This window comes from Pseudomonas ulcerans, from assembly GCF_036324125.1.
Classification (GTDB): Bacteria; Pseudomonadota; Gammaproteobacteria; order Pseudomonadales; family Pseudomonadaceae; genus Aquipseudomonas; species Aquipseudomonas ulcerans.
The window spans coordinates 55,009-74,078 of the sequence record NZ_JAZDQN010000009.1; the positions used below are offsets into that span (position 1 = coordinate 55,009).

The 19,070-nt window shown below is 65.4% G+C and carries 18 protein-coding genes and 1 tRNA gene; 12 read left to right on the plus strand and 7 right to left on the minus strand.

Translation table 11 applies throughout. The annotated features are described in order from the left end of the window. Position 1 precedes the first annotated feature (1 nt). From murI to hemA, 5 genes are read right to left on the minus strand one after another with little or no spacing between them, the layout of a single operon-like run. Positions 2–802, minus strand: a complete 801-nt coding sequence (murI, locus tag V0R59_RS10750) for a glutamate racemase (protein WP_330073828.1) — start codon at positions 800–802, stop codon at positions 2–4. Continuing rightward, the gene (locus V0R59_RS10755) at positions 795–1,550 is read right to left on the minus strand and encodes a molybdopterin-synthase adenylyltransferase MoeB (RefSeq protein WP_330073829.1); all 756 of its coding nucleotides are present in this window, start codon (positions 1,548–1,550) and stop codon (positions 795–797) included. Before V0R59_RS10755 ends, murI begins: the two co-directional genes overlap by 8 nt. Next, positions 1,544–2,374 (minus strand): peptide chain release factor N(5)-glutamine methyltransferase, encoded by an 831-nt coding sequence (gene prmC / locus V0R59_RS10760; protein WP_330073830.1) that lies wholly within the window; start codon positions 2,372–2,374, stop codon positions 1,544–1,546. The genes V0R59_RS10755 and prmC overlap by 7 nt, the downstream gene beginning before the upstream one ends. After that, positions 2,375–3,457 (minus strand): peptide chain release factor 1, encoded by a 1,083-nt coding sequence (gene prfA / locus V0R59_RS10765; protein WP_330073831.1) that lies wholly within the window; start codon positions 3,455–3,457, stop codon positions 2,375–2,377. Continuing rightward, positions 3,454–4,731 carry a glutamyl-tRNA reductase gene (hemA, locus tag V0R59_RS10770; RefSeq protein WP_330073832.1) on the minus strand — a complete coding sequence of 426 codons (1,278 nt, stop codon included), beginning with the start codon at positions 4,729–4,731 and terminating at the stop codon, positions 3,454–3,456. The genes prfA and hemA overlap by 4 nt, the downstream gene beginning before the upstream one ends. A 177-nt stretch (positions 4,732–4,908) precedes the next feature. Here hemA and V0R59_RS10775 point away from each other — a divergent pair, with 177 nt between their 5' ends. The 9 genes from V0R59_RS10775 (at position 4,909) to V0R59_RS10815 (ending at position 13,636) form a co-directional block, all read left to right on the plus strand. After that, complete coding sequence (locus V0R59_RS10775) at positions 4,909–6,642, plus strand: tetratricopeptide repeat protein (protein WP_330073833.1); 1,734 nt, start codon at positions 4,909–4,911, stop codon at positions 6,640–6,642. 4 nt (positions 6,643–6,646) lie between these two features. Next, complete coding sequence (lolB, locus tag V0R59_RS10780; RefSeq protein ID WP_330073834.1) at positions 6,647–7,264, plus strand: lipoprotein insertase outer membrane protein LolB; 618 nt, start codon at positions 6,647–6,649, stop codon at positions 7,262–7,264. Between the two features lies 1 nt (position 7,265). Then, positions 7,266–8,114: a 4-(cytidine 5'-diphospho)-2-C-methyl-D-erythritol kinase gene (gene ispE, locus V0R59_RS10785; RefSeq protein WP_330073835.1), complete on the plus strand. Its 849-nt coding sequence runs from the start codon at positions 7,266–7,268 to the stop codon at positions 8,112–8,114. A gap of 34 nt (positions 8,115–8,148) precedes the next feature. After that, positions 8,149–8,223 (plus strand) — tRNA-Gln (locus V0R59_RS10790). 48 nt (positions 8,224–8,271) lie between these two features. Further along, positions 8,272–9,213 carry a ribose-phosphate pyrophosphokinase gene (locus tag V0R59_RS10795; protein WP_009405962.1) on the plus strand — a complete coding sequence of 314 codons (942 nt, stop codon included), beginning with the start codon at positions 8,272–8,274 and terminating at the stop codon, positions 9,211–9,213. Between the two features lie 138 nt (positions 9,214–9,351). Continuing rightward, positions 9,352–9,945 carry a 50S ribosomal protein L25/general stress protein Ctc gene (locus V0R59_RS10800; RefSeq protein ID WP_330073836.1) on the plus strand — a complete coding sequence of 198 codons (594 nt, stop codon included), beginning with the start codon at positions 9,352–9,354 and terminating at the stop codon, positions 9,943–9,945. Between the two features lie 76 nt (positions 9,946–10,021). Continuing rightward, complete coding sequence (gene pth, locus V0R59_RS10805; protein ID WP_330073837.1) at positions 10,022–10,606, plus strand: aminoacyl-tRNA hydrolase; 585 nt, start codon at positions 10,022–10,024, stop codon at positions 10,604–10,606. A gap of 21 nt (positions 10,607–10,627) precedes the next feature. Beyond that, positions 10,628–11,728, plus strand: coding sequence for a redox-regulated ATPase YchF (ychF, locus tag V0R59_RS10810; RefSeq protein ID WP_330073838.1), 1,101 nt, complete (start codon positions 10,628–10,630; stop codon positions 11,726–11,728). 207 nt (positions 11,729–11,935) lie between these two features. Next, entirely contained in the window at positions 11,936–13,636 is a 1,701-nt protein-coding gene (locus V0R59_RS10815) for an AMP-binding protein (RefSeq protein ID WP_330073839.1), read from the plus strand. Between the two features lie 140 nt (positions 13,637–13,776). Here the strand turns inward: V0R59_RS10815 and V0R59_RS10820 are convergent, their stop codons facing one another. Further along, positions 13,777–14,673 carry a LysR family transcriptional regulator gene (locus V0R59_RS10820; RefSeq protein ID WP_330073840.1) on the minus strand — a complete coding sequence of 299 codons (897 nt, stop codon included), beginning with the start codon at positions 14,671–14,673 and terminating at the stop codon, positions 13,777–13,779. A gap of 77 nt (positions 14,674–14,750) precedes the next feature. Beyond that, entirely contained in the window at positions 14,751–15,953 is a 1,203-nt protein-coding gene (locus V0R59_RS10825; RefSeq protein ID WP_330073841.1) for an MFS transporter, read from the minus strand. 218 nt (positions 15,954–16,171) lie between these two features. Here V0R59_RS10825 and V0R59_RS10830 point away from each other — a divergent pair, with 218 nt between their 5' ends. From V0R59_RS10830 to V0R59_RS10840, 3 genes are all read left to right on the plus strand, one after another. Then, positions 16,172–16,312, plus strand: a complete 141-nt coding sequence (locus tag V0R59_RS10830; protein WP_330073842.1) for a hypothetical protein — start codon at positions 16,172–16,174, stop codon at positions 16,310–16,312. A gap of 108 nt (positions 16,313–16,420) precedes the next feature. Next, positions 16,421–17,488, plus strand: a complete 1,068-nt coding sequence (locus V0R59_RS10835) for a helix-turn-helix transcriptional regulator (protein WP_330073843.1) — start codon at positions 16,421–16,423, stop codon at positions 17,486–17,488. Beyond that, the gene (locus tag V0R59_RS10840) at positions 17,485–19,056 is read left to right on the plus strand and encodes a hypothetical protein (protein WP_330073844.1); all 1,572 of its coding nucleotides are present in this window, start codon (positions 17,485–17,487) and stop codon (positions 19,054–19,056) included. Before V0R59_RS10835 ends, V0R59_RS10840 begins: the two co-directional genes overlap by 4 nt. The last annotated feature ends 14 nt before the right edge of the window (positions 19,057–19,070 follow it).

Sequence of the window (19,070 nt, forward strand, 5' to 3'; positions counted from 1 at the left end):
ATTACCGAATGAAGCTTTGCACAGAGTCAGATTTCTTCCACAACAACGGCAGGATGTTTCGCAGATGCTCGGGGTCGGCGCTGGTCCAGAAACGGGTCGGGCGCGCTGGGCCGGCGGCGAGCAGGTCGCGCTCGGCCAGCAGGCGCTGGAGCTGGCGGGCCACGGCGGCGCCGGTATCGATGATCGCCACCGAGGCCGGGACCATCTGGCTCAGCAAGGGGCGCAGGAAGGGATAGTGGGTGCAGCCGAGAATGATGGTGTCGCAGCCGGCGGCCAGCAGCGGCTCGACATAACCCCGGAGCAGCTGGCGCAGCACCGGGCTGTCCAGGTCGCCCGCCTCGATGCGCTCGACCAGGCCGGGGCAGGGCTGGGTGACGACCTGCACGTCGGTGGCGAAGCGATCGAGCAACGCGGCGAACTTGGCGCTCTGCAGCGTGCCGGTGGTCGCCAGCACGCCGACCACGCCACTGCGGGTCGCCGCCGCGGCTGGCTTCACCGCCGGCTCCATGCCGACCAGGGGCCAGTGCGGGAAGCGTTCACGCAGGTCCGCGGCGGCGGCCACGGTGGCGGTATTGCAGGCCAGGACCACGGCCTTGGCGCCCTGCTCCTGGAAGAATTCGGCGACGCTGCGGCAGCGCTGGCGGATGAACTCCGGCGACTTCTCGCCGTAAGGGATGTTGCCGCAGTCGGCCACGTACAGCAGCGACTCGTTGGGCAGCAGGCGAGTGATCTCGGCCAGCACCGACAAGCCGCCGACGCCGGAATCGAACACGCCGACCGGCGCTGCCGCCGCCTCAGCCATGGGTCGTCCCGCACACGGCGCAGGCCGGATCACGCTTGACCCGCAGTTCGCGGAAACGCGTACCCAGGGCGTCCACCAGCAACAGGCGGCCCACCAGCGGCTCGCCGAATCCGGCCAGCAATTTCAGGGCTTCCAGCGCTTGCAGGCTGCCCACCAGCCCCACCAGCGGACCGACCACGCCGGCCTCGCTGCAGGTCAGCTCGGCATCGCTGCCGTGGCCGTACAGGCAGTGATAGCACGGGCTTTCCGGGCGGCGCGGGTCGAACACCGACAACTGCCCTTCCAGGCGAATCGCCGCACCGCTGACCAGCGGCCTGCCGGCCTTGACGCAGGCGGCGTTGACCGCCTCGCGCGTGCCGAAGTTGTCGGAGCAATCCAGCACCAGGTCGACTGCAGCCACGGCGGCGGCCAGGGAGTCCTCGTCCAGCGCGCGACGGTGGGCGACCAGCTCGATATCCGGGTTCAGGCCACGCAGGCGACTCAGCGCCGAGTCGACCTTGGGTTGGCCGACCGACGTACCGTCGTGGATGATCTGCCGCTGCAGGTTGGTCAGGTCGACCGTGTCGAAGTCCGCCAGGTGCAGGCTGCCGACCCCCGCCGCCGCCAGGTACAGGGCTACCGGCGAACCGAGGCCGCCGAGACCGACGATCAGCGCGCTGGCGTTCTTCAGGCGCAACTGGCCGTCGATATCGATCTGCGCCAGCAGGATCTGCCGGCTGTAGCGCAGCAGTTCCTCATCACTCAGCACGGCAGGCGCCCCAGGGTGATGCGCTCGTGCGCGTTGAGGTCGAGACGGCTTTCGATCTGTTCGAAGCCGTGACGGGCCAGCAGCTCACGCACGGCCGCAGCCTGGTCGTAGCCGTGTTCCAGCAGCAGCCAGCCGCCCTCCACCAGGTGCGCCGGGGCCTGGGCGATGATCTGGCGCAGGTCGTCCAGGCCGTCGTGCCCGGCCACCAGGGCACTGCTCGGTTCGAAGCGCACGTCGCCGGCCACCAGGTGCGGATCTTCCGCGGCGATGTATGGCGGGTTACTGATGATCAGGTCGAAGCGTTGCCCGTCCAGCGCGCTGAACCAGTGGCTGGCCTGCACGCTGACGTTGTCCAGTTGCAGGCGCTGGCGGTTGCGCTCGGCCAGGGCCACCGCGTCGTCCACGCGGTCCACCGCCGTGATCTGCCACTGCCGACGCTCGCTGGCCAGGGCCAGGGCAATGGCGCCGGTACCGGTGCCGAGGTCGAGGACCCGGGCCGGGTCGGCCGCTTGCAACTGCATGGCGGTCTCCACCAGCAGCTCGGTTTCCGGACGCGGGATCAAGGTGTGCGAGGCCACCTCCAGGTCGAGGTTCCAGAAGCCCTGCTGGCCGAGGATGTAGGCCACCGGCTCGCCGGCGCGGCGGCGCTGCAGGTAGTCGGCGAAGGTCTGCGCCGCCTCGCTGGCGACGATGCGCTCCGGCCAGGTGTGCAGGTAGCTGCGGCTCTTGCCGATGGCTGCGGCCAGGAGCAGTTCGGCGTCCAGGCGCGCGGTGGGCGAGTCGGGAAGCTCCGCACCGCGGAGCAGGCTGGCGATGATGGTCATTTAGTCACCCAGTGCGGCCAGTTGATCGGCCTGGTATTCCGCCAGCAGCGGCTCGATTACGGCGTCGACGCCCCCCGCGAGGACATCGTCCAGCGAGTACAGGGTCAGGTTGATGCGGTGATCGGTGACCCGGCCCTGTGGATAGTTGTAGGTGCGGATGCGTTCCGAACGATCGCCCGAACCCACCAGCAGCTTGCGCTCGGAGGCCATGGCGTTCTGCGCGGCGCTGGTCTGCATGTCGTTCAGCTTGGCCGACAGCCAGGCCATCGCCCGGGCGCGGTTCTTGTGTTGCGAACGCTCTTCCTGGCATTCCACCACGATGCCGGTGGGCAAGTGGGTGATGCGGATCGCCGAGTCGGTCTTGTTCACGTGCTGGCCACCGGCACCGGAGGCGCGGTAGGTATCCACGCGCAGGTCGGCCGGGTTGATCTCGATGGCCACCTGCTCATCCGGCTCCGGCAATACCGCCACGGTGCACGCCGAGGTGTGGATGCGACCCTGGGATTCGGTCTCCGGCACGCGCTGCACACGGTGCGCGCCAGACTCGAACTTGAGCTTGGCGTAGACGTTCTCGCCTTCGACCCGGGCGATGATTTCCTTGTAGCCGCCGTGCTCGCCCTCGTTCTCCGAGAGGATCTCCAGACGCCAGCCACGCCGCTCGGCGTAGCGCGAATACATGCGGAACAGGTCGCCGGAGAAGATCGCCGCCTCGTCGCCGCCGGTGCCGGCGCGGATTTCCAGGAACACGTTGCGGCCGTCGTTGGGGTCCTTGGGCAGGAGCATGCGTTGCAGCTGGTTTTCCAGCTCCTGCAGTTGCTCCTTGGCCTCGCGGACTTCCTCCACGGCCATCTCGCGCAGGTCGGGGTCGCTGTCCTTGAGCAGCGCCTGGGCGCCCTCCAGGTCATCCTGCAGCTTGCGCCACTGCACATAGCCGGCGGCCACCGGCTCGACTTCGGCGTATTCGCGAGAATAGGCGCGGAAGCGGGTCTGGTCGGAGATGACCTCGGCATCGCCGAGCAGCGCGGTCAGTTCCTCGAAGCGGTCCTGGAGGATTTCCAGTTTGTTCAGCAGCGACGCTTTCATTGCGGGGTTTTATCCGTCGGGCCCTCGTTGAGGGCGAAGAGTTCCTGGGCCATGGCCAGCGCATCGAGGCGGCCTTCGGCGGAGAGCTTTTTCAGTTGCACGCTGGGGGCGTGCAGCAGCTTGTTGGTCAGGCCGCGGGCCAGTTGCAGCAGCACGTCCTCGGCATTGGCACCATTGGCCAGCAGGCGCTGGGCCTTTTGCAGTTCTTCGTCGCGCAGCCGCTCGCTCTGCTGGCGGTAGGCCTTGAGCACGTCCACAGCGGCAAGCTCGCGCAGGCGCGACATGAAGTCCTCGGCGCCCACCGTGACCAGTTCCTCGGCGGCCTGGGCAGCGCCCTGGCGGCTCTTGAGGTTTTCCGCGACGACGTCGTGCAGGTCGTCGACGGTATAGAGGTAGACGTCGTCCAGCTCGCCGACCTGCGGCTCGATATCCCGCGGCACAGCGATGTCGACCATGAAGATCGGCTTGTGCCGGCGCTGTTTCAGCGCACTTTCCACCGCGCCCTTGCCGAGGATCGGCAACTGGCTGGCGGTGGAACTGATGACGATGTCGCTGTTGACCAGTTCCTGCGGGATGTCCGCCAGCAGCACGGCGTGGGCGCCGAACTGCTCGGCCAGGGTGCTGGCGCGCTCCAGGGTGCGGTTGGCCACGACGATGCGGCGCACGCCCTGCTCGTGCAGGTGGCGGGCGACCAGGGTGATGGTCTCGCCGGCACCGATCAACAGGGCCTGGCTGCGCCCGAGGTCGCTGAAGATCTGCTTGGCCAGGCTGACGGCGGCGAAGGCCACCGACACCGGGTTCTCGCCGATCGCGGTATCGGTACGCACCTGCTTGGCGGCGCTGAAGGTGGCCTGGAACAGGCGCCCCAGCAGCGGGCCGATGGTCCCGGCCTCGCGGGCCACGGCGTAGGCCGACTTCATCTGGCCGAGGATCTGCGGCTCGCCGAGCACCAGCGAATCGAGCCCGGAGGCGACCCGCATCATGTGCCGGACGGCGTCGTGGTCCTCGTGGATGTAGGCGCTGGCGCGCAGTTCGTCGATGCTCAACTGGTGATAATCGGCCAGCCAGCGCAATACGCTGTCCGCCGCCAGGTGGTCCTGCTCGATGTACAGTTCGCTGCGGTTGCAGGTCGAAAGGATCGCGGCTTCGCGGCTGGCGGTCAGTCGGCAGAGCTGCTGCAAGGCTTCGACCAGCTGCTCGGGGGTAAACGCCACGCGCTCGCGTACGTCTACCGAGGCAGTCTTATGGTTGATACCGAGGGCAAGAAAGGCCATTCAAGGTCGCTGGTTGTGACGTGAAGCCGATAATTGTCCTACTTCGCTGGATCGAGAACAACCACCGCTCGCGATTGTCTCTATAGACTGTATCCATGAACCCCATCGCGAGTGGGTTTGCCATGACGCTTGTGTCATGATGGCCCGACCGCAGGTTAGCCGCTCAAAATCCTCATTATGAATAGATCTTCCGCGTTGCTTCTCGCTCTTGCCCTGCTCCAGGGATGCCAGGCCCTGCCCGGTGCCAGCGATGCCACGGCTCCCGCCGGGCAGCAGGCCGCCGCGCCGACGACCAAGCCCGAGCCGACGGTCTACGGTTCGTTCAGCGAAGACACCCTGTACAGCCTGCTGGTGGCGGAAATCGCCGGGCAGCGCAACCGCTTCGACATCGCCCTGGACAACTACGTGGCCCAGGCCGAGAAGACCCAGGACGCGGCGATCTCCGAGCGCGCCTTCCGCATCGCCGAATACCTCGGCGCCGACCAGTCGGCGCTGGACACCTCGCTGCTGTGGGCGAAGAACGACCCGGACAACATCGACGCACAACGCGCCGCCGCCATCCAGCTGGCCCGCGCCGGGCGCTACGACGACTCCATGGCCTACATGGAGAAGGTCCTGCAGGGCCAGGGCGATACCCATTTCGACTTCCTCGCCCTGTCCGCCGCGGAAACCGACCAGGATACCCGCGACGGCCTGCTGAAGAGTTTCGACCGTCTGCTGCAGAAATACCCCGACAACAGCCAGCTGGTGTTCGGCAAGGCCCTGCTCCTGCAGCAGGACGGCAAGTCCGAGGAGTCCCTGGCCCTGCTCGAAGCCCATCCGCCGAAGGACGACAGCGAGATCGCCCCGATCCTCCTGCGGGCGCGCCTGTTGCAGAGCCTCGACCGCGGTTCCGAGGCACTGCCGCTGCTGCGCAAGAGCATCGAGCGCAACCCTGACGACAAGCGCCTGCGCCTGACCTACGCGCGCATGCTGGTGGAACAGGACCGCATCGACGACGCCAAGGTCGAATTCGCCAGCCTGCTCCAGCAGTACCCGGACGACGACGAGCTGCGCTATTCCCTGGCCCTGGTCAGCCTGGAAGCCAAGGCGTATGACGAAGCCGCCGGCTACCTGCAGGACCTGATCGACCGCGACAGCCACGTCGATGCCGCGCACCTCAACCTCGGTCGCATCCGCGAAGAGCGCAACGACCCCGAAGGCGCGCTTGCCGAATACGCCCAGGTCGGACCGGGCAACGACTACCTGGCGGCGCAACTGCGCCAGGCCGACATCCTCATCGCCAACGGCCGCACCGACGAGGCCCTGCGCCGCCTCGACCAGGCCCGCGACAGCCAGCCCGACTACGCCATCCAGCTGTACCTGATCGCGGCCGAGACCCTCGGCAACAACAAGAAGGACGACCAGGCGCTGCGGGTCCTGGAAAAGGCCATCAAGCAATACCCGGACGACCTCAACCTGCTCTATACCCGGGCCATGCTCGCCGAGAAGCGCGACGATCTGCCGCAGATGGAAAAGGACCTGCGCAGCATCCTCGCCCGCGAGCCGGAAAACGCCATGGCCCTCAATGCTCTCGGCTACACTCTGGCCGACCGCACCACCCGTTATGCCGAAGCCAAGGCGCTGATCGAGAAGGCCCACCTGCTCACCCCGGAAGATCCCGCCGTGCTCGACAGCCTGGGCTGGGTCAACTACCGCATGGGCAACCTCGACGAGGCCGAACGCCTGCTGCGCCGGGCGCTGGAGCGCTTCCCCGACCATGAAGTCGCCGCTCACCTGGGCGAAGTGCTCTGGGCCAACGGCAAGCGCCGCGAAGCCCGCCAGGTCTGGGCCAAGGCCTTCGAAGGCCAGCCCGACAGCCCCATCCTGCGCAAAACCGTCCTGCGCCTGACCGGATCCGAGACCCTTTAAGCCTATGTTCCTGCGCCACATCATCACCTTCAGCCTGATCGCCCTGCTCGCCGGTTGCGCCGGCTTCGGATCGAAAGAAGCCGTCCAGGGCCAGGGCAGCCCGCAGCTCTGGAAGGAACACAAGCAGCAACTGGCCTCCCTCGACGGCTGGCAGATCAACGGCAAGGTCGGCATCCGCGCGCCCAAGGATTCCGGCAGCGGCACCCTGTTCTGGCTGCAACGCCAGGACTACTACGACATCCGCCTGTCCGGCCCGCTGGGCCGTGGCGCCGCGCGCCTGACCGGACGTCCGGGCCAGGTGGTGCTGGAAGTGGCCAACCAGGGCCGCTTCGAGGCTGCGACCCCGGAAACCCTGCTCGCCGAGCAGATGGGCTGGGAATTGCCGGTCTCGCACCTGGTCTGGTGGGTCCGCGGCCTGCCGGCCCCGGACAGCAAGAGCCGCCTGACCCTCGACGGCAACAGCCGCCTGGCCAGCCTGGAGCAGGACGGCTGGCAGGTCGAATACACCAGCTACACCGAACAGAACGGCTACTGGCTTCCCGAGCGCATGAAGCTGCACGGCCAGGACCTCGACGTGACCGTGGTCCTCAAGGAATGGCAACCGCGCCAGCTGGGGCATTGAGATGAACGCCACCCTCACCCTGCCGGCCCCGGCCAAGCTCAACCTGATGCTGCACATCCTCGGCCGCCGCGCCGACGGCTACCACGAACTGCAGACCCTGTTCCAGTTCCTCGACCACGGCGACGAACTGAGCTTCGCCGCCCGCGAGGACGGTGAAATCCGCCTGGTCACCGAGATCCCCGGCGTTCCCCACGACAGCAACCTGATCGTTCGCGCCGCGCACAAGCTGCAGCAACTGACCGGTACGTCGCTGGGCGCCGACATCTGGCTGAACAAGGTGCTGCCCATGGGCGGCGGCATCGGTGGCGGCAGTTCGGATGCCGCCACCACCCTGCTCGGCCTCGATCACCTGTGGAACACCGGCTGCTCCGAAGACCAGCTGGCCGAAATCGGCCTGGGCCTGGGCGCCGACGTTCCGGTGTTCGTTCGCGGCCATGCGGCGTTCGCCGAGGGCGTGGGGGAAAAGCTCACGCCGGTCGATCCGCACGAGCCCTGGTACGTCGTGCTGGTTCCGCAAGTCGCTGTAAGTACGGCAGAAATTTTTTCGCATCCTTTGTTGACACGTAATTCAAAGCCCATTAAAGTGCGCCCCGTTCCCGAGGGAAACAGTCGAAATGACTGTCAAGCGGTAGTTGAGCAAAGTTACCCAGAAGTACGTAACGCTTTGAATTTACTAGGTAAATTCACTGAAGCAAGACTCACCGGCACTGGAAGTTGTGTGTTTGGGGCCTTCCCAGACAAAGCTGAAGCTGATAAAGTTTTGGCCCTTCTTGCAGAGACCCAGACAGGGTTCGTGGCAAAGGGAAGCAACGTTTCGATGTTGCATCGCAAGTTACGAAGTCTGCGCTAGGAATCGAGTACCAGGTACTCGCAGCAACAGATACAGGGGCGTCGCCAAGCGGTAAGGCAGCAGGTTTTGATCCTGCCATGCGTTGGTTCGAATCCAGCCGCCCCTGCCATTTTCCTTATACTCATCCAGGTATACCCTCAGCCTTCAGGTACTGCGCGTGTCCAAGATGATGGTCTTTACGGGGAACGCCAACCCCGATCTGGCTCGGCGTGTCGTACGTCAGCTGCATATCCCACTGGGTGATGTTTCTGTCGGCAAGTTCTCCGACGGCGAAATCAGCACTGAGATTAATGAAAACGTCCGCGGTAAGGACGTCTTCATCATTCAGCCGACTTGCGCGCCAACCAACGATAACCTGATGGAACTGGTAGTGATGGCCGATGCCTTCCGCCGTTCCTCAGCGTCCCGAATCACCGCTGTGATTCCTTACTTCGGATATGCCCGCCAGGACCGCCGTCCGCGTTCGGCGCGTGTTGCCATCAGCGCCAAAGTCGTCGCTGACATGCTCACCGTCGTGGGTATCGACCGTGTTCTCACCGTCGACCTGCACGCTGACCAGATCCAGGGGTTCTTCGATATTCCGGTAGATAACATCTACGGCTCCCCCGTACTGGTGGATGACATCGAAGACCAGCGTTTCGAGAACCTGATGATCGTCTCCCCGGACATCGGTGGTGTCGTGCGTGCACGTGCCGTCGCCAAGTCCCTGGGTGTCGACCTGGGTATCATCGACAAACGCCGCGAGAAGGCCAATCACTCCGAAGTGATGCACATCATCGGTGATGTCGAAGGACGTACCTGCATTCTCGTCGACGACATGGTCGATACCGCCGGCACCCTGTGCCACGCGGCCAAGGCCCTGAAAGAACACGGCGCTGCCAAGGTTTACGCCTACTGCACGCACCCTGTACTCTCCGGTCGCGCGATCGAGAACATCGAGAATTCCGTGCTCGACGAGCTGGTGGTGACCAACACCATCCCGCTGTCCGCCGCTGCACAAGCCTGTGACCGTATCCGTCAACTGGATATCGCACCGGTCGTCGCCGAAGCGGTCCGCCGCATCAGCAACGAAGAATCGATCAGCGCGATGTTCCGCTGAGGCGCAAGCCCCGGCAAACATCCGTTGACGTAAAGCGCCCCGCCCCAACACCTGTTGTTGGGGCGGGGCTTTTTTGCCCTCTCCGCTTCGGCATTGGTCGCAAATGCCCTTCGGAGCCGGCTATTTTGGAGATACAAAATGACTGATTTCATCCTGAACGCCCAAGCGCGTACTGACCTGGGGAAAGGTGCGAGCCGCCGCCTGCGTCATTCCGCCAACACTCCTGCCGTTGTCTACGGTGGTGACAAGGCCGCTGAGTCCGTGACCATCCTGGCCAAGGAACTCACCAAGCTGTTCGAAAACGAAGCTGCCTTCAGCCACGTGATCGAGCTGAACGTCGACGGCGCCAAGCAGAACGTCATCGTCAAGGCCCTGCAGCGTCACCCGGCCAAGCAGTTCATCATGCACGCCGACTTCGTTCGCGTCGTCGCTGGCCAGAAACTGACCGCCAAGGTACCGGTTCACTTCATCAACGAAGAAGCTCCGGTCAAGAAAGGCGGCGAGATCTCCCACGTAGAGAACGAGATCGAAGTTTCCTGCGAAGCCAAGGACCTGCCTGAGTTCATCGAAGTCGACCTGGCCAACGCCGAAATCGGCACCATCATCCACCTGTCGGACCTGAAAGCTCCGAAAGGCGTAGAGTTCGTCGCTCTGGCCCACGGTGATGACAAGGCCGTTGCCAACGTTCACGCCCCGCGCGTTGCTCCAGAAGCAGAAGGCGCTGCCGAGTAATCTACTCGGTTCGCCGGTGTTGCCCGGGTGGCGGTGATCGCGCCGCCACCCCCAACTCCAAGGAAGAGCCCCTGACGTGACCGCCATCCAGTTGATCGTCGGCCTGGGAAATCCCGGCCCCGAATACGAACAGACCCGGCATAACGCAGGGGCTCTTTTCGTTGAACGCATCGCCAGCGCCCAGCGTGTCAACCTGACCGCTGACCGCAAGTATTTCGGCCTGACGGCGAAATTCAGCCATCAGGGCCAAGACGTTCGCCTGTTGATCCCCACCACCTACATGAACCGCAGCGGCCAGTCCGTTGCTGCTCTGGCCAATTTCTTCCGAATCGAGCCGGATGCCATCCTGGTGGCCCACGACGAACTCGACCTGCCCCCCGGCGTCGCCAAGCTCAAGAAGGGCGGCGGCCATGGCGGGCACAACGGCCTGCGCGACATCATCGCGCAGCTCGGCAACAAGAACGACTTTCACCGTCTGCGGCTTGGCATCGGCCACCCGGGTGATGCCAAGCTGGTGTCCAACTTCGTCCTGGGCAAGGCGCCGCGCGCCGAACAGGACAAACTCGACGCCAGCATCGATTTTGCCCTCGGCGTGCTGCCGGACATCCTCGCCGGCGAATGGGCGCGTGCGATGAGAGAGCTGCACAGCCAGAAGGCCTGACTTCACGAAGAGGGATTCACCATGGGATTCAATTGCGGCATCGTCGGCCTGCCCAACGTCGGCAAGTCCACCCTGTTCAACGCCTTGACCAAATCCGGTATCGCGGCAGAGAACTTCCCCTTCTGCACCATCGAGCCGAACAGCGGCATCGTGCCGATGCCCGACGCGCGCCTGGATGCCCTGGCAGCCATCGTCAAGCCGCAGCGCATCCTGCCGACCACCATGGAATTCGTCGATATCGCCGGCCTGGTGGCGGGCGCGTCCAAGGGTGAAGGCCTGGGCAACAAGTTCCTCGCCAACATCCGCGAGACCGACGCCATCGCCCACGTGGTGCGCTGCTTCGAAGACGAGAACGTGATCCACGTCTCCAACAGCGTCGATCCGAAGCGCGACATCGAGATCATCGACCTGGAACTGATCTTCGCCGACCTCGACAGCTGCGAGAAGCAACTGCAGAAGGTCGCGCGCAACGCCAAGGGCGGCGACAAGGATGCCCTGGCCCAGAAGGCCATCCTGGAAAAACTGATCCCGCACTTCACCGAAGGCAAGCCGGCGCGCAGCCTGATGAAGAACATGGGTGACGACGAGAAGGCGGTGATCCGCGGCTTCCACCTGCTCACCAGCAAGCCGGTGATGTACATCGCCAACGTTGCCGAAGACGGTTTCGACAACAACCCGCACCTGGACGTGGTGCGTGCCATCGCCGATGAAGAAGGCGCGGTGGTGGTGCCGGTGTGCAACAAGATCGAAGCGGAAATCGCCGAACTCGACGAAGGCGAAGAGAAGGACATGTTCCTCGAAGCCCTGGGCCTCGAAGAGCCTGGCCTGAACCGCGTGATCCGCGCAGGCTACGCCCTGCTCAACCTGCAGACCTACTTCACTGCCGGCGTGCAGGAAGTCCGCGCCTGGACCGTCCGCGTCGGTGCCACCGCGCCACAGGCCGCTGGCGTGATCCACACCGACTTCGAGAAAGGCTTCATCCGCGCCGAAGTGGTCGCCTACGACGACTTCATCCAGTTCAAGGGTGAAGGCGGCGCGAAGGAAGCCGGCAAATGGCGTCTGGAAGGCAAGGACTACATCGTCAAGGACGGTGACGTGATGCACTTCCGCTTCAACGTCTGAGTCAGCGCCTCGTAAAGAAAGCCCCTTGTGAGCCCTCGCTCCAAGGGGCTTTTTCTTGGTCCGAATTCACGTGCGGCCAGAAGGATGAAGCTCCCGGTTTTTTTGCACATCCCACCTGCTTTTCTACCCGTACTCCCCTCCCCCCACCCTGCCTATACTCGGCCAGACCCGCACCGCCCCCATAACAACAATCCAGGGCCGCCTGCCATGACCGACCGCCATGCCTTCCTCGCCGCGCGCGATTTCCTGCTCGCCCATCGCACCGACTACACCACCGCTGCCCGGGATTTCCGCTGGCCGCAGTTGAACGAATTCAACTGGGCGCTGGACTACTTCGACGACATGGCGCGCAACAACGCGGCCACGGCCCTGTGGATAGTCGAGGAAGACGGCAGCGAGCGCCGCTACAGCTTCGAGGAACTGGCGCAGCGCTCCAACCGCGTCGCCAACCATCTGCGCAGCCTGGGCGTGAAGCGCGGCGAGCGAGTCCTGCTGATGCTCGGCAACCATATCGCCCTGTGGGAAACCATGCTCGCCGCCTTCAAGCTCGGCGCGGTGGTGATTCCGGCCACCGCCCTGCTCACCGCCGACGATCTGCGCGATCGCCTTGAGCGCGGCCAGGTGCGCCACCTGGTGGTCGGCGCCGCCCATGTGGACAAGTTCGCCGGCCTGGCCGAAGGCTGCACGCGCATCAGTGTCGGCGCCCAGGCACAAGGCTGGATCGATCACGACGCCGCCCACGCCCATTCCAGCGAGTTCAATGTCGACGGCACTACCCGCGCCAGCGACCCGATGCTGCTGTACTTCACCTCCGGCACCACCTCAAAGCCGAAGATGGTCTTGCACAGCCACCAGAGCTATCCCGTCGGGCACTTGTCGACGATGTACTGGATCGGCCTGCAACCCGGCGACCTGCACCTGAACATTTCCTCGCCCGGCTGGGCCAAGCACGCCTGGAGCTGCTTCTTCGCGCCATGGAATGCCGGCGCCTGCATCTTTATCCACAACACCTCGCGCTTCAGCGCCGCCGCCTTGCTGCGGGTGCTGGAGCAGTACGGTGTGACCAGCCTGTGCGCCCCGCCCACCGTGTGGCGCATGCTGATCCAGGAGGACCTGGGTGCTTATCGCACGCGCCTGCGCCTGCGTGAACTGGTGGGCGCCGGCGAGCCGCTCAACCCGGAAATCATCGAGCAGATCCAGCACGCCTGGGGCCTCGACCTGCGCGACGGTTTCGGCCAGTCGGAAACCACCGCGCTGGTCGGCAACACCCCCGGCCAGCCGCTCAAGCCCGGCTCCATGGGCCGTCCGCTGCCCGGCTACCGGGTGACCATGCTCGACCCCGACGGCCAGCCCGCCCGCGAAGGCGAGGTGGCGCTGCCGCTGGACGTGCGTCCGCTGGGCCTGATGCTGCGCTACGAAGACAGCCCGGAGAAGACCGCCGAGGTGATGCGCGACGGCTACTACCGCACCGGCGACACCGCGCAGATCGATGACGACGGCTACATCACCTTCGTCGGCCGCGCCGACGACGTGTTCAAGGCCTCGGACTACCGCATCAGCCCGTTCGAGCTGGAAAGCGCGCTGATCGAGCACCCGGCGGTGATGGAGGTGGCGGTGGTGCCAAGCCCCGACCCGCTGCGACTTGCGGTGCCCAAGGCCTTCCTGATCCTCGCCCACGACCAGCAGGGCAACGCCGAGCTGGCCCGCGAGATCCTCGCCTTCGCCCGCGACAACCTGGCGCCGTACAAGCGGGTAAGGCGTATCGAATTCGTCGTCGAGTTGCCCAAGACCATTTCCGGGAAGATCAGGCGGGTGGAGTTGCGCCAGATGGAGGTGTTGCGCCGGCAGAGCGACGGGCGCGGGGAATGGGAATTCTTCGAGGAGGATTTCGTTCAGGTCGGCAAGTGAAGGCGATGCTTGCCTGCGGAAACAACACATGACTCATGGTTTCGCATGGGACTTGTGGGAGCGGGTTCACCCGCGATTACGATGGTGAGTTCACTGACGTAATCGCGGGTAAACCCGCTCCCAGAGGGTACGCGTCGACGTCAGTCCAGGATTTCTTCGAGAAACGCCACGAACGCGCGGATCCGGCTCGACTCCCGATGCCCCGGCAGATACAGCACGTTGATCGAACAGCTGGCACTGCCGGGGCTCGCCTCGAACCCCGCCAGCACCCGCACCAAGCGGCCCTGGCGCACATCCTCGTCCACCAGCCAGTCAGCCAGCAGCGCCAGCCCGCCGTCCGCCAGCGCCGCCTCACGCAGCACATCGGCATTGTTGCTGTACAGGCGCCCGTGGACATTCACCGCAATGCTGTCGCCCCCCTCGCGAAACACCCAGTTCTGCAACGACGGTCCGTAGTCGAACACCAGGCACGCGTGCTCCAGCACGTCCAGCGGATGCAACGGGATCGCCCCGCGCGCCAGGTATCCCGGGCTCGCCACTACCCAGCGCTGAAAGCGGCCGATGGGCTTGCTGACGATGTCGTCAGTGGCGAGTGTCGAGCCGAGGCGCACGCACAGGTCGATGCGTTCCTTGGCCATGTCGGTCATCTGGTCGCTGAGGTGCAGGCTGATATCCAGCTCGGGATGCCGTGCCAGCAAGCGCCCCAGGTGCGGGGCGATGCCCCTGCGGCCGAACTCCACAGGCACGCTGACCCGCAGCCGCCCGCGTGCCTCGCTGCCACGGTCGAACACCGCGCCGTCGGCCTCGGCCAGGGCATCGAGGATGGCCACGGCCTTGTCGTAGTAGTCCTGGCCGACCACGGTCGGGCTGCTGTGGCGGGTGGTGCGGTTGAGCAGGGTCGTGCCCAGCTCGGCCTCCAGCGCGGCGACCTGGCGGGTCACCGACGACGTCGCCACGCCGAGCTTGCGCGCCGCAGCGGAGTAACCGCCGCAGCGCACGGTTTCGACGAACATGCTCAACGCCTGCAACTTATCCACAGCCCGGCCCTCGGCAGCTTGAATTCCTGGCCGGTGAGTGTGAACGAAAGTGCCGCCCCGCGCTTGCATCGCCGTGCTCAACCGCGCGGACGAAAGACGAACAGGGCCAGGGCCGACACCGGCGGCAAGGCCGACAGGCAGGCGAACATTTCCCAGCCGACCTGCTCGTACAGCGGGCTGGCGATCAGCGAGCCAAGGGCGCCGCCGACGAAGATGCTGGTCATGTACACCGCGTTGAGCCGGGCCCGGCTGTGCGGGTCGATGGCGTAGACCTCGCGCTGGCCGAGGACCATGTTCAGCTGCACGGCGAAGTCCAGGGCCACCGCGGTGACCACCATCCACCACCAGCCACCGCCTTGCAGCGAACCGACCACCAGCGCCAACGGGGCCAGGACCAGCGCCGCCGCAGTGCTGCGCACACTGTGCCCGGCATCGGCCAGGCGCCCGGCGATCGGCGCGGCGACGGCGCCCACCGCACCGACCAGGGCGAAGATCGCCACCTGACCCTGGCTGAAGCCGTAATGCCGCACCAACTCGATCGGGGCAATGGTCCAGAAGCTGCTGAAGCTGGCGAACAGCAGCCCTTGGTACAGGGAGCGCTCGCGTAGCACCCCATGCCGCCGCGCCAAGGCGAACACCGAGGCGATCAACGCCGGATAGCTGGCCTGGTGCGTCGGCAGGCGACGCGGCAGGACCAGGCCCATCACCAGCGCAATCAAGGTCATCAGGCCCGCCGCGCCGAAGAACACCCCGCGCCAGCCGAAGGATTCGGCCAGGGTACTGGACAGCGGCCGCGACAACAGGATGCCCAGCAGCAGGCCGCTCATGATATTGCCGACCACCCGGCCACGACTGGCCTCCGGAGCCATGTGCGCGGCCAGCGGCACGAGTATCTGCACCGCCACCGAGGTCAGGCCGATCAGCAGCGAGCAGACCAGGAACAGCGACGGCGTAGTACTCAGGGCCGCAGCCACCAGGCACACCGCCGCCGCCAGGGTGAAGCCCACCAGCAGGCGGCGGTTCTCCAGCAGGTCGGCCAGCGGCACCAGGAACAGCAAGCCCAGGGCGTAGCCGAACTGGGTCAGGGACACGATCAGGCTGGCGCTGTGACTGGACAAGCCGATGCTCGGCGCGATCAGCTCGACGATCGGCTGGGCGTAGTACAGGTTGGCGACCACCGCGCCACAACAGATGGCCAGGAAGATCACCAGGGAACTGGACAGCGTGGGTGTCGCCAGCGCCGAGCGGGACTCGGCGGCGACAGGATTGCCAAGGGACATGGCGGACCTCATCGAAGGGACGGAACGGGATGGCGCCAGACTAGAGGGCCGGGCGCCATCACGGAATCCGTCCGCAAGGCAAAACTGCGGTGCGCAGCGCGCAAAGCTGCCGTGGGCCGCGCGATCTTTTTATCCCGCAGATTTTTGTGTGATGCGACGCAGGCTGTCGCACCCTCGTCGGATGATCGCCTCAACCCCGGTCAACGAGCGAATCGTCCATGAAAGAACTCATCTGCTTCACCCTCGGCGTGGTCATCGGCGTGATCACCATGAAGAACCGCCAGGCCTTCGCCGAAATGGAGAAGGAACTGGAGCGGGAAAAGTCCCGTAACCGTGCAACCCAGCACAGCGCAGCCTGAACCCTCGACGGACGGACTATTGGCGGAGTGCACAAGATGATGTTAAAAGGCCACAAAGGATTGTTCGCCGCACCCGCGAACCTTCAAGGCAGATCGGATTGTTCCCCCATGTCAGATCCTAAGGACCGGTTGTTCCGGCACTTGGCATTGCTACGCCTGATTCCCCGTGCGCCGAAAAGCATCTCCACCAGCGAGCTGCTGAAAAAGCTCAAGGCCGAGAATTTCGATATCGACCAGCGCACCCTGCAGCGCGACCTGATCGGGCGCCTGGGTCTGGACTTCCCCCTCGACTGCGACGAAAGCCGCAAGCCGTTTCGCTGGAGCTTCCCCAGCGACATGCCACGCTTCGACTTTCCGGCGCTGGACACCCCGACGGCACTGGCCTTCGCCCTCGCGCAAAGCCACCTGAACAAGGTGTTGCCGCCGAGCATCCTCGACCTGCTCGCGCCGCACTTCGACCTGGCCCATCGGCAATTGCAGGGGCTGGAGCACAACCCCCTGGCCAACTGGCCCCGACGCGTGCGCGTGATCCCCAACGGCAAGGCCCTGCTGCCAGCCGCCGTGGAAGCCACGGTGTGGAGCGAGGTCGCCATGGCAGTGCTCGAAGCGCGCCAGCTGGACATTCGCTACCACAGTCGCAGCAAGGCCGAGCACAAGGCCTTGCGCATCCACCCCAGCGGCATCGTGTCGCGCCATGCCGTCAGCTATCTGGTCGGCCGGGTCGAGGGCTACGCCGACGTGCGTCAGTTCGCGATGCACCGCATCCAGCAGGCCACCTGCCTCGACGAGGCATCTGTCGAGCCGGACGGCTTCGAACTCGACACTTTCATCCGCAGTGGCTTCAACCACAAAGGGCAGATCGGCCAGCAGCGCCTGGTGGCCGATGTCGCACCGTCGATCGCCTGGATGCTGCAGGAAACGCCGCTGAGCGCCGAACAAAGCCTCACGCCGCTACCCGACAGCGACTGGCAGCACCTGCAGGTCACGGTGCCCGACGACCAGGAAACCTTCTGGTGGGTCTTCGGCCTCGGTGAAAGCATCCGCCTGCACGAGCCGCAGCCCTGGATCGAGGCGATCCGGGACAAGCTGGAAAAAGTCTCCGCCTTGTATGCCACGCCGGAAAACGCCGGCCAGCCGTCTTCCACCTGCGACCCACACCTTCAGGAGCGCGCATGAACTTCAACGACATCGGCACCGTGTCTGCCGCGGACACCGAAGAGCAGCCGCTCGCCACGCCAGCCGATCGCGAGGCCATCGCCCGTGACCGGGCCAACACCGCCACCGCGTTGTCCTCCAGCGAGACCGTGTCGCGCTATGGCAGCGCCAACGCCGAGTTCGTCAAGGCCTACACCGGCGTCGACAACGAGCACGGCGTGACGCTGAGCAAGGGCCTCAAGGGCATCAGCCAGGAAAACACCGGCGTCAAGCACCGCGCCGGCTGGGCCGCGGAGGTCGCCAGCACGAGCCGCGAAAACGCCGAAGCGATCATCAACAAGTCCAGCGAGCGCAGCATCCGCAGTGACGACCTCAAGCACTACGGCATCGAGACCGACGGCACCTACCGCCAGGCCGTGGACCGCGTGCGGGTGGATGAAAACGGCCAGATCGTCTACGAGGCGCAGACCAAGGTCGAGGCCAACGGCAACCGTGTGGCCAACCAGGTCAGCCACGAGGACCACAAGTACAGCAAGTACTTCGGCAAGAAGCTCGAACTGCCCAGCGAACAGGTCGAAGAGGCCAAGACCTACTGCCGCACCCGCGCGCAGAACCTGCGCACCCGCGCCGACAAGCTCGACAGCGAAGGCAAGCCCGAGGTGGCGGCCAAGTTCCGCGAGCGCGCCGACCGCTTCGACAAGCTGGCCGACGAAGACATCGTCGACCTCGGCCTGGACACCACCAAGGCCATCGACTACGCCGAACGCCCCCTGCGCGAAACCCTCAAGGACATCGCCCGCACCAGCCACCGGGCCGGTGTCGAAGGCGCGAAGTACGGCGCGCTGATCGGCGGCGGCATCTCCCTGCTGAGCAACGCCTTCAAGGTGGCCCAGGACACCAAGGAACTGGACGAGGCCGCCCGCGACCTGGCCATCGACACCGCCAAGGCCGCCGCGCTGGGCTACGGCACGGCGTTCGCCGGCTCGGCGCTCAAGGGCGCCATGCAGCAGTCAGGCAACCAGACCCTGCGCACCCTGTCCGGCACCAACGCACCGGCGCTGGTGGTCAACATCTGCCTGTCACTGACGACCTCGATCCACCGCTACATCAACGACGACATCAGCGAAGCGCAACTGCTGGAAGAGCTCGGCGAGAAAGGCACGGGCATGCTGTCGAGCAGCATGATGGCGGTGCTCGGCCAGATCGCCGTACCGATTCCGTTCGTCGGTGCGGCCATCGGCGGCATGATCGGCTACACCCTGGCGTCGACCTTCTACCAGTGCGCCTTCGAGGCGGCCCGCAGCGTGGAACTGTCGCGCCGGCAACTGGAGCGCGCCCGGATGATCCAGGCCGCTGCACGCGAGCGCATCGCCGAGGAACAAGCCCGCCTCGATGAATTCACCCGCCGCGAGATCCCGCAATTGCGCAATGAAACCGCGCAGTTGTTCGTCGCGGTCAACGGCGCCGACAGCGATGCCTTCGCCGTCGCCATCAACCAGTACGCCACCTTGCTGGGCAAACAGCTGGAATTCAGCTCACAGAGCGAATTCGACGCCTTCATGGACAGCGACGGCCCACTGGTGCTTTGACCTCACTCCTGCCC

Bases quoted from the DNA above. Each gene is read 5' to 3' on its own strand.
- murI (WP_330073828.1), bottom strand. From the start codon at position 802: ATGGCTGAGGCGGCGGCAGCGCCGGTCGGCGTGTTCGATTCCGGCGTC.
- prmC (WP_330073830.1), bottom strand. From the start codon at position 2,374: ATGACCATCATCGCCAGCCTGCTCCGCGGTGCGGAGCTTCCCGACTCG.
- prfA (WP_330073831.1), bottom strand. From the start codon at position 3,457: ATGAAAGCGTCGCTGCTGAACAAACTGGAAATCCTCCAGGACCGCTTC.
- hemA (WP_330073832.1), bottom strand. From the start codon at position 4,731: ATGGCCTTTCTTGCCCTCGGTATCAACCATAAGACTGCCTCGGTAGAC.
- V0R59_RS10775 (WP_330073833.1), top strand. From the start codon at position 4,909: ATGAATAGATCTTCCGCGTTGCTTCTCGCTCTTGCCCTGCTCCAGGGA.
- lolB (WP_330073834.1), top strand. From the start codon at position 6,647: ATGTTCCTGCGCCACATCATCACCTTCAGCCTGATCGCCCTGCTCGCC.
- ispE (WP_330073835.1), top strand. From the start codon at position 7,266: ATGAACGCCACCCTCACCCTGCCGGCCCCGGCCAAGCTCAACCTGATG.
- V0R59_RS10800 (WP_330073836.1), top strand. From the start codon at position 9,352: ATGACTGATTTCATCCTGAACGCCCAAGCGCGTACTGACCTGGGGAAA.
- ychF (WP_330073838.1), top strand. From the start codon at position 10,628: ATGGGATTCAATTGCGGCATCGTCGGCCTGCCCAACGTCGGCAAGTCC.
- V0R59_RS10815 (WP_330073839.1), top strand. From the start codon at position 11,936: ATGACCGACCGCCATGCCTTCCTCGCCGCGCGCGATTTCCTGCTCGCC.
- V0R59_RS10825 (WP_330073841.1), bottom strand. From the start codon at position 15,953: ATGTCCCTTGGCAATCCTGTCGCCGCCGAGTCCCGCTCGGCGCTGGCG.
- V0R59_RS10830 (WP_330073842.1), top strand. From the start codon at position 16,172: ATGAAAGAACTCATCTGCTTCACCCTCGGCGTGGTCATCGGCGTGATC.
- V0R59_RS10835 (WP_330073843.1), top strand. From the start codon at position 16,421: ATGTCAGATCCTAAGGACCGGTTGTTCCGGCACTTGGCATTGCTACGC.
- V0R59_RS10840 (WP_330073844.1), top strand. From the start codon at position 17,485: ATGAACTTCAACGACATCGGCACCGTGTCTGCCGCGGACACCGAAGAG.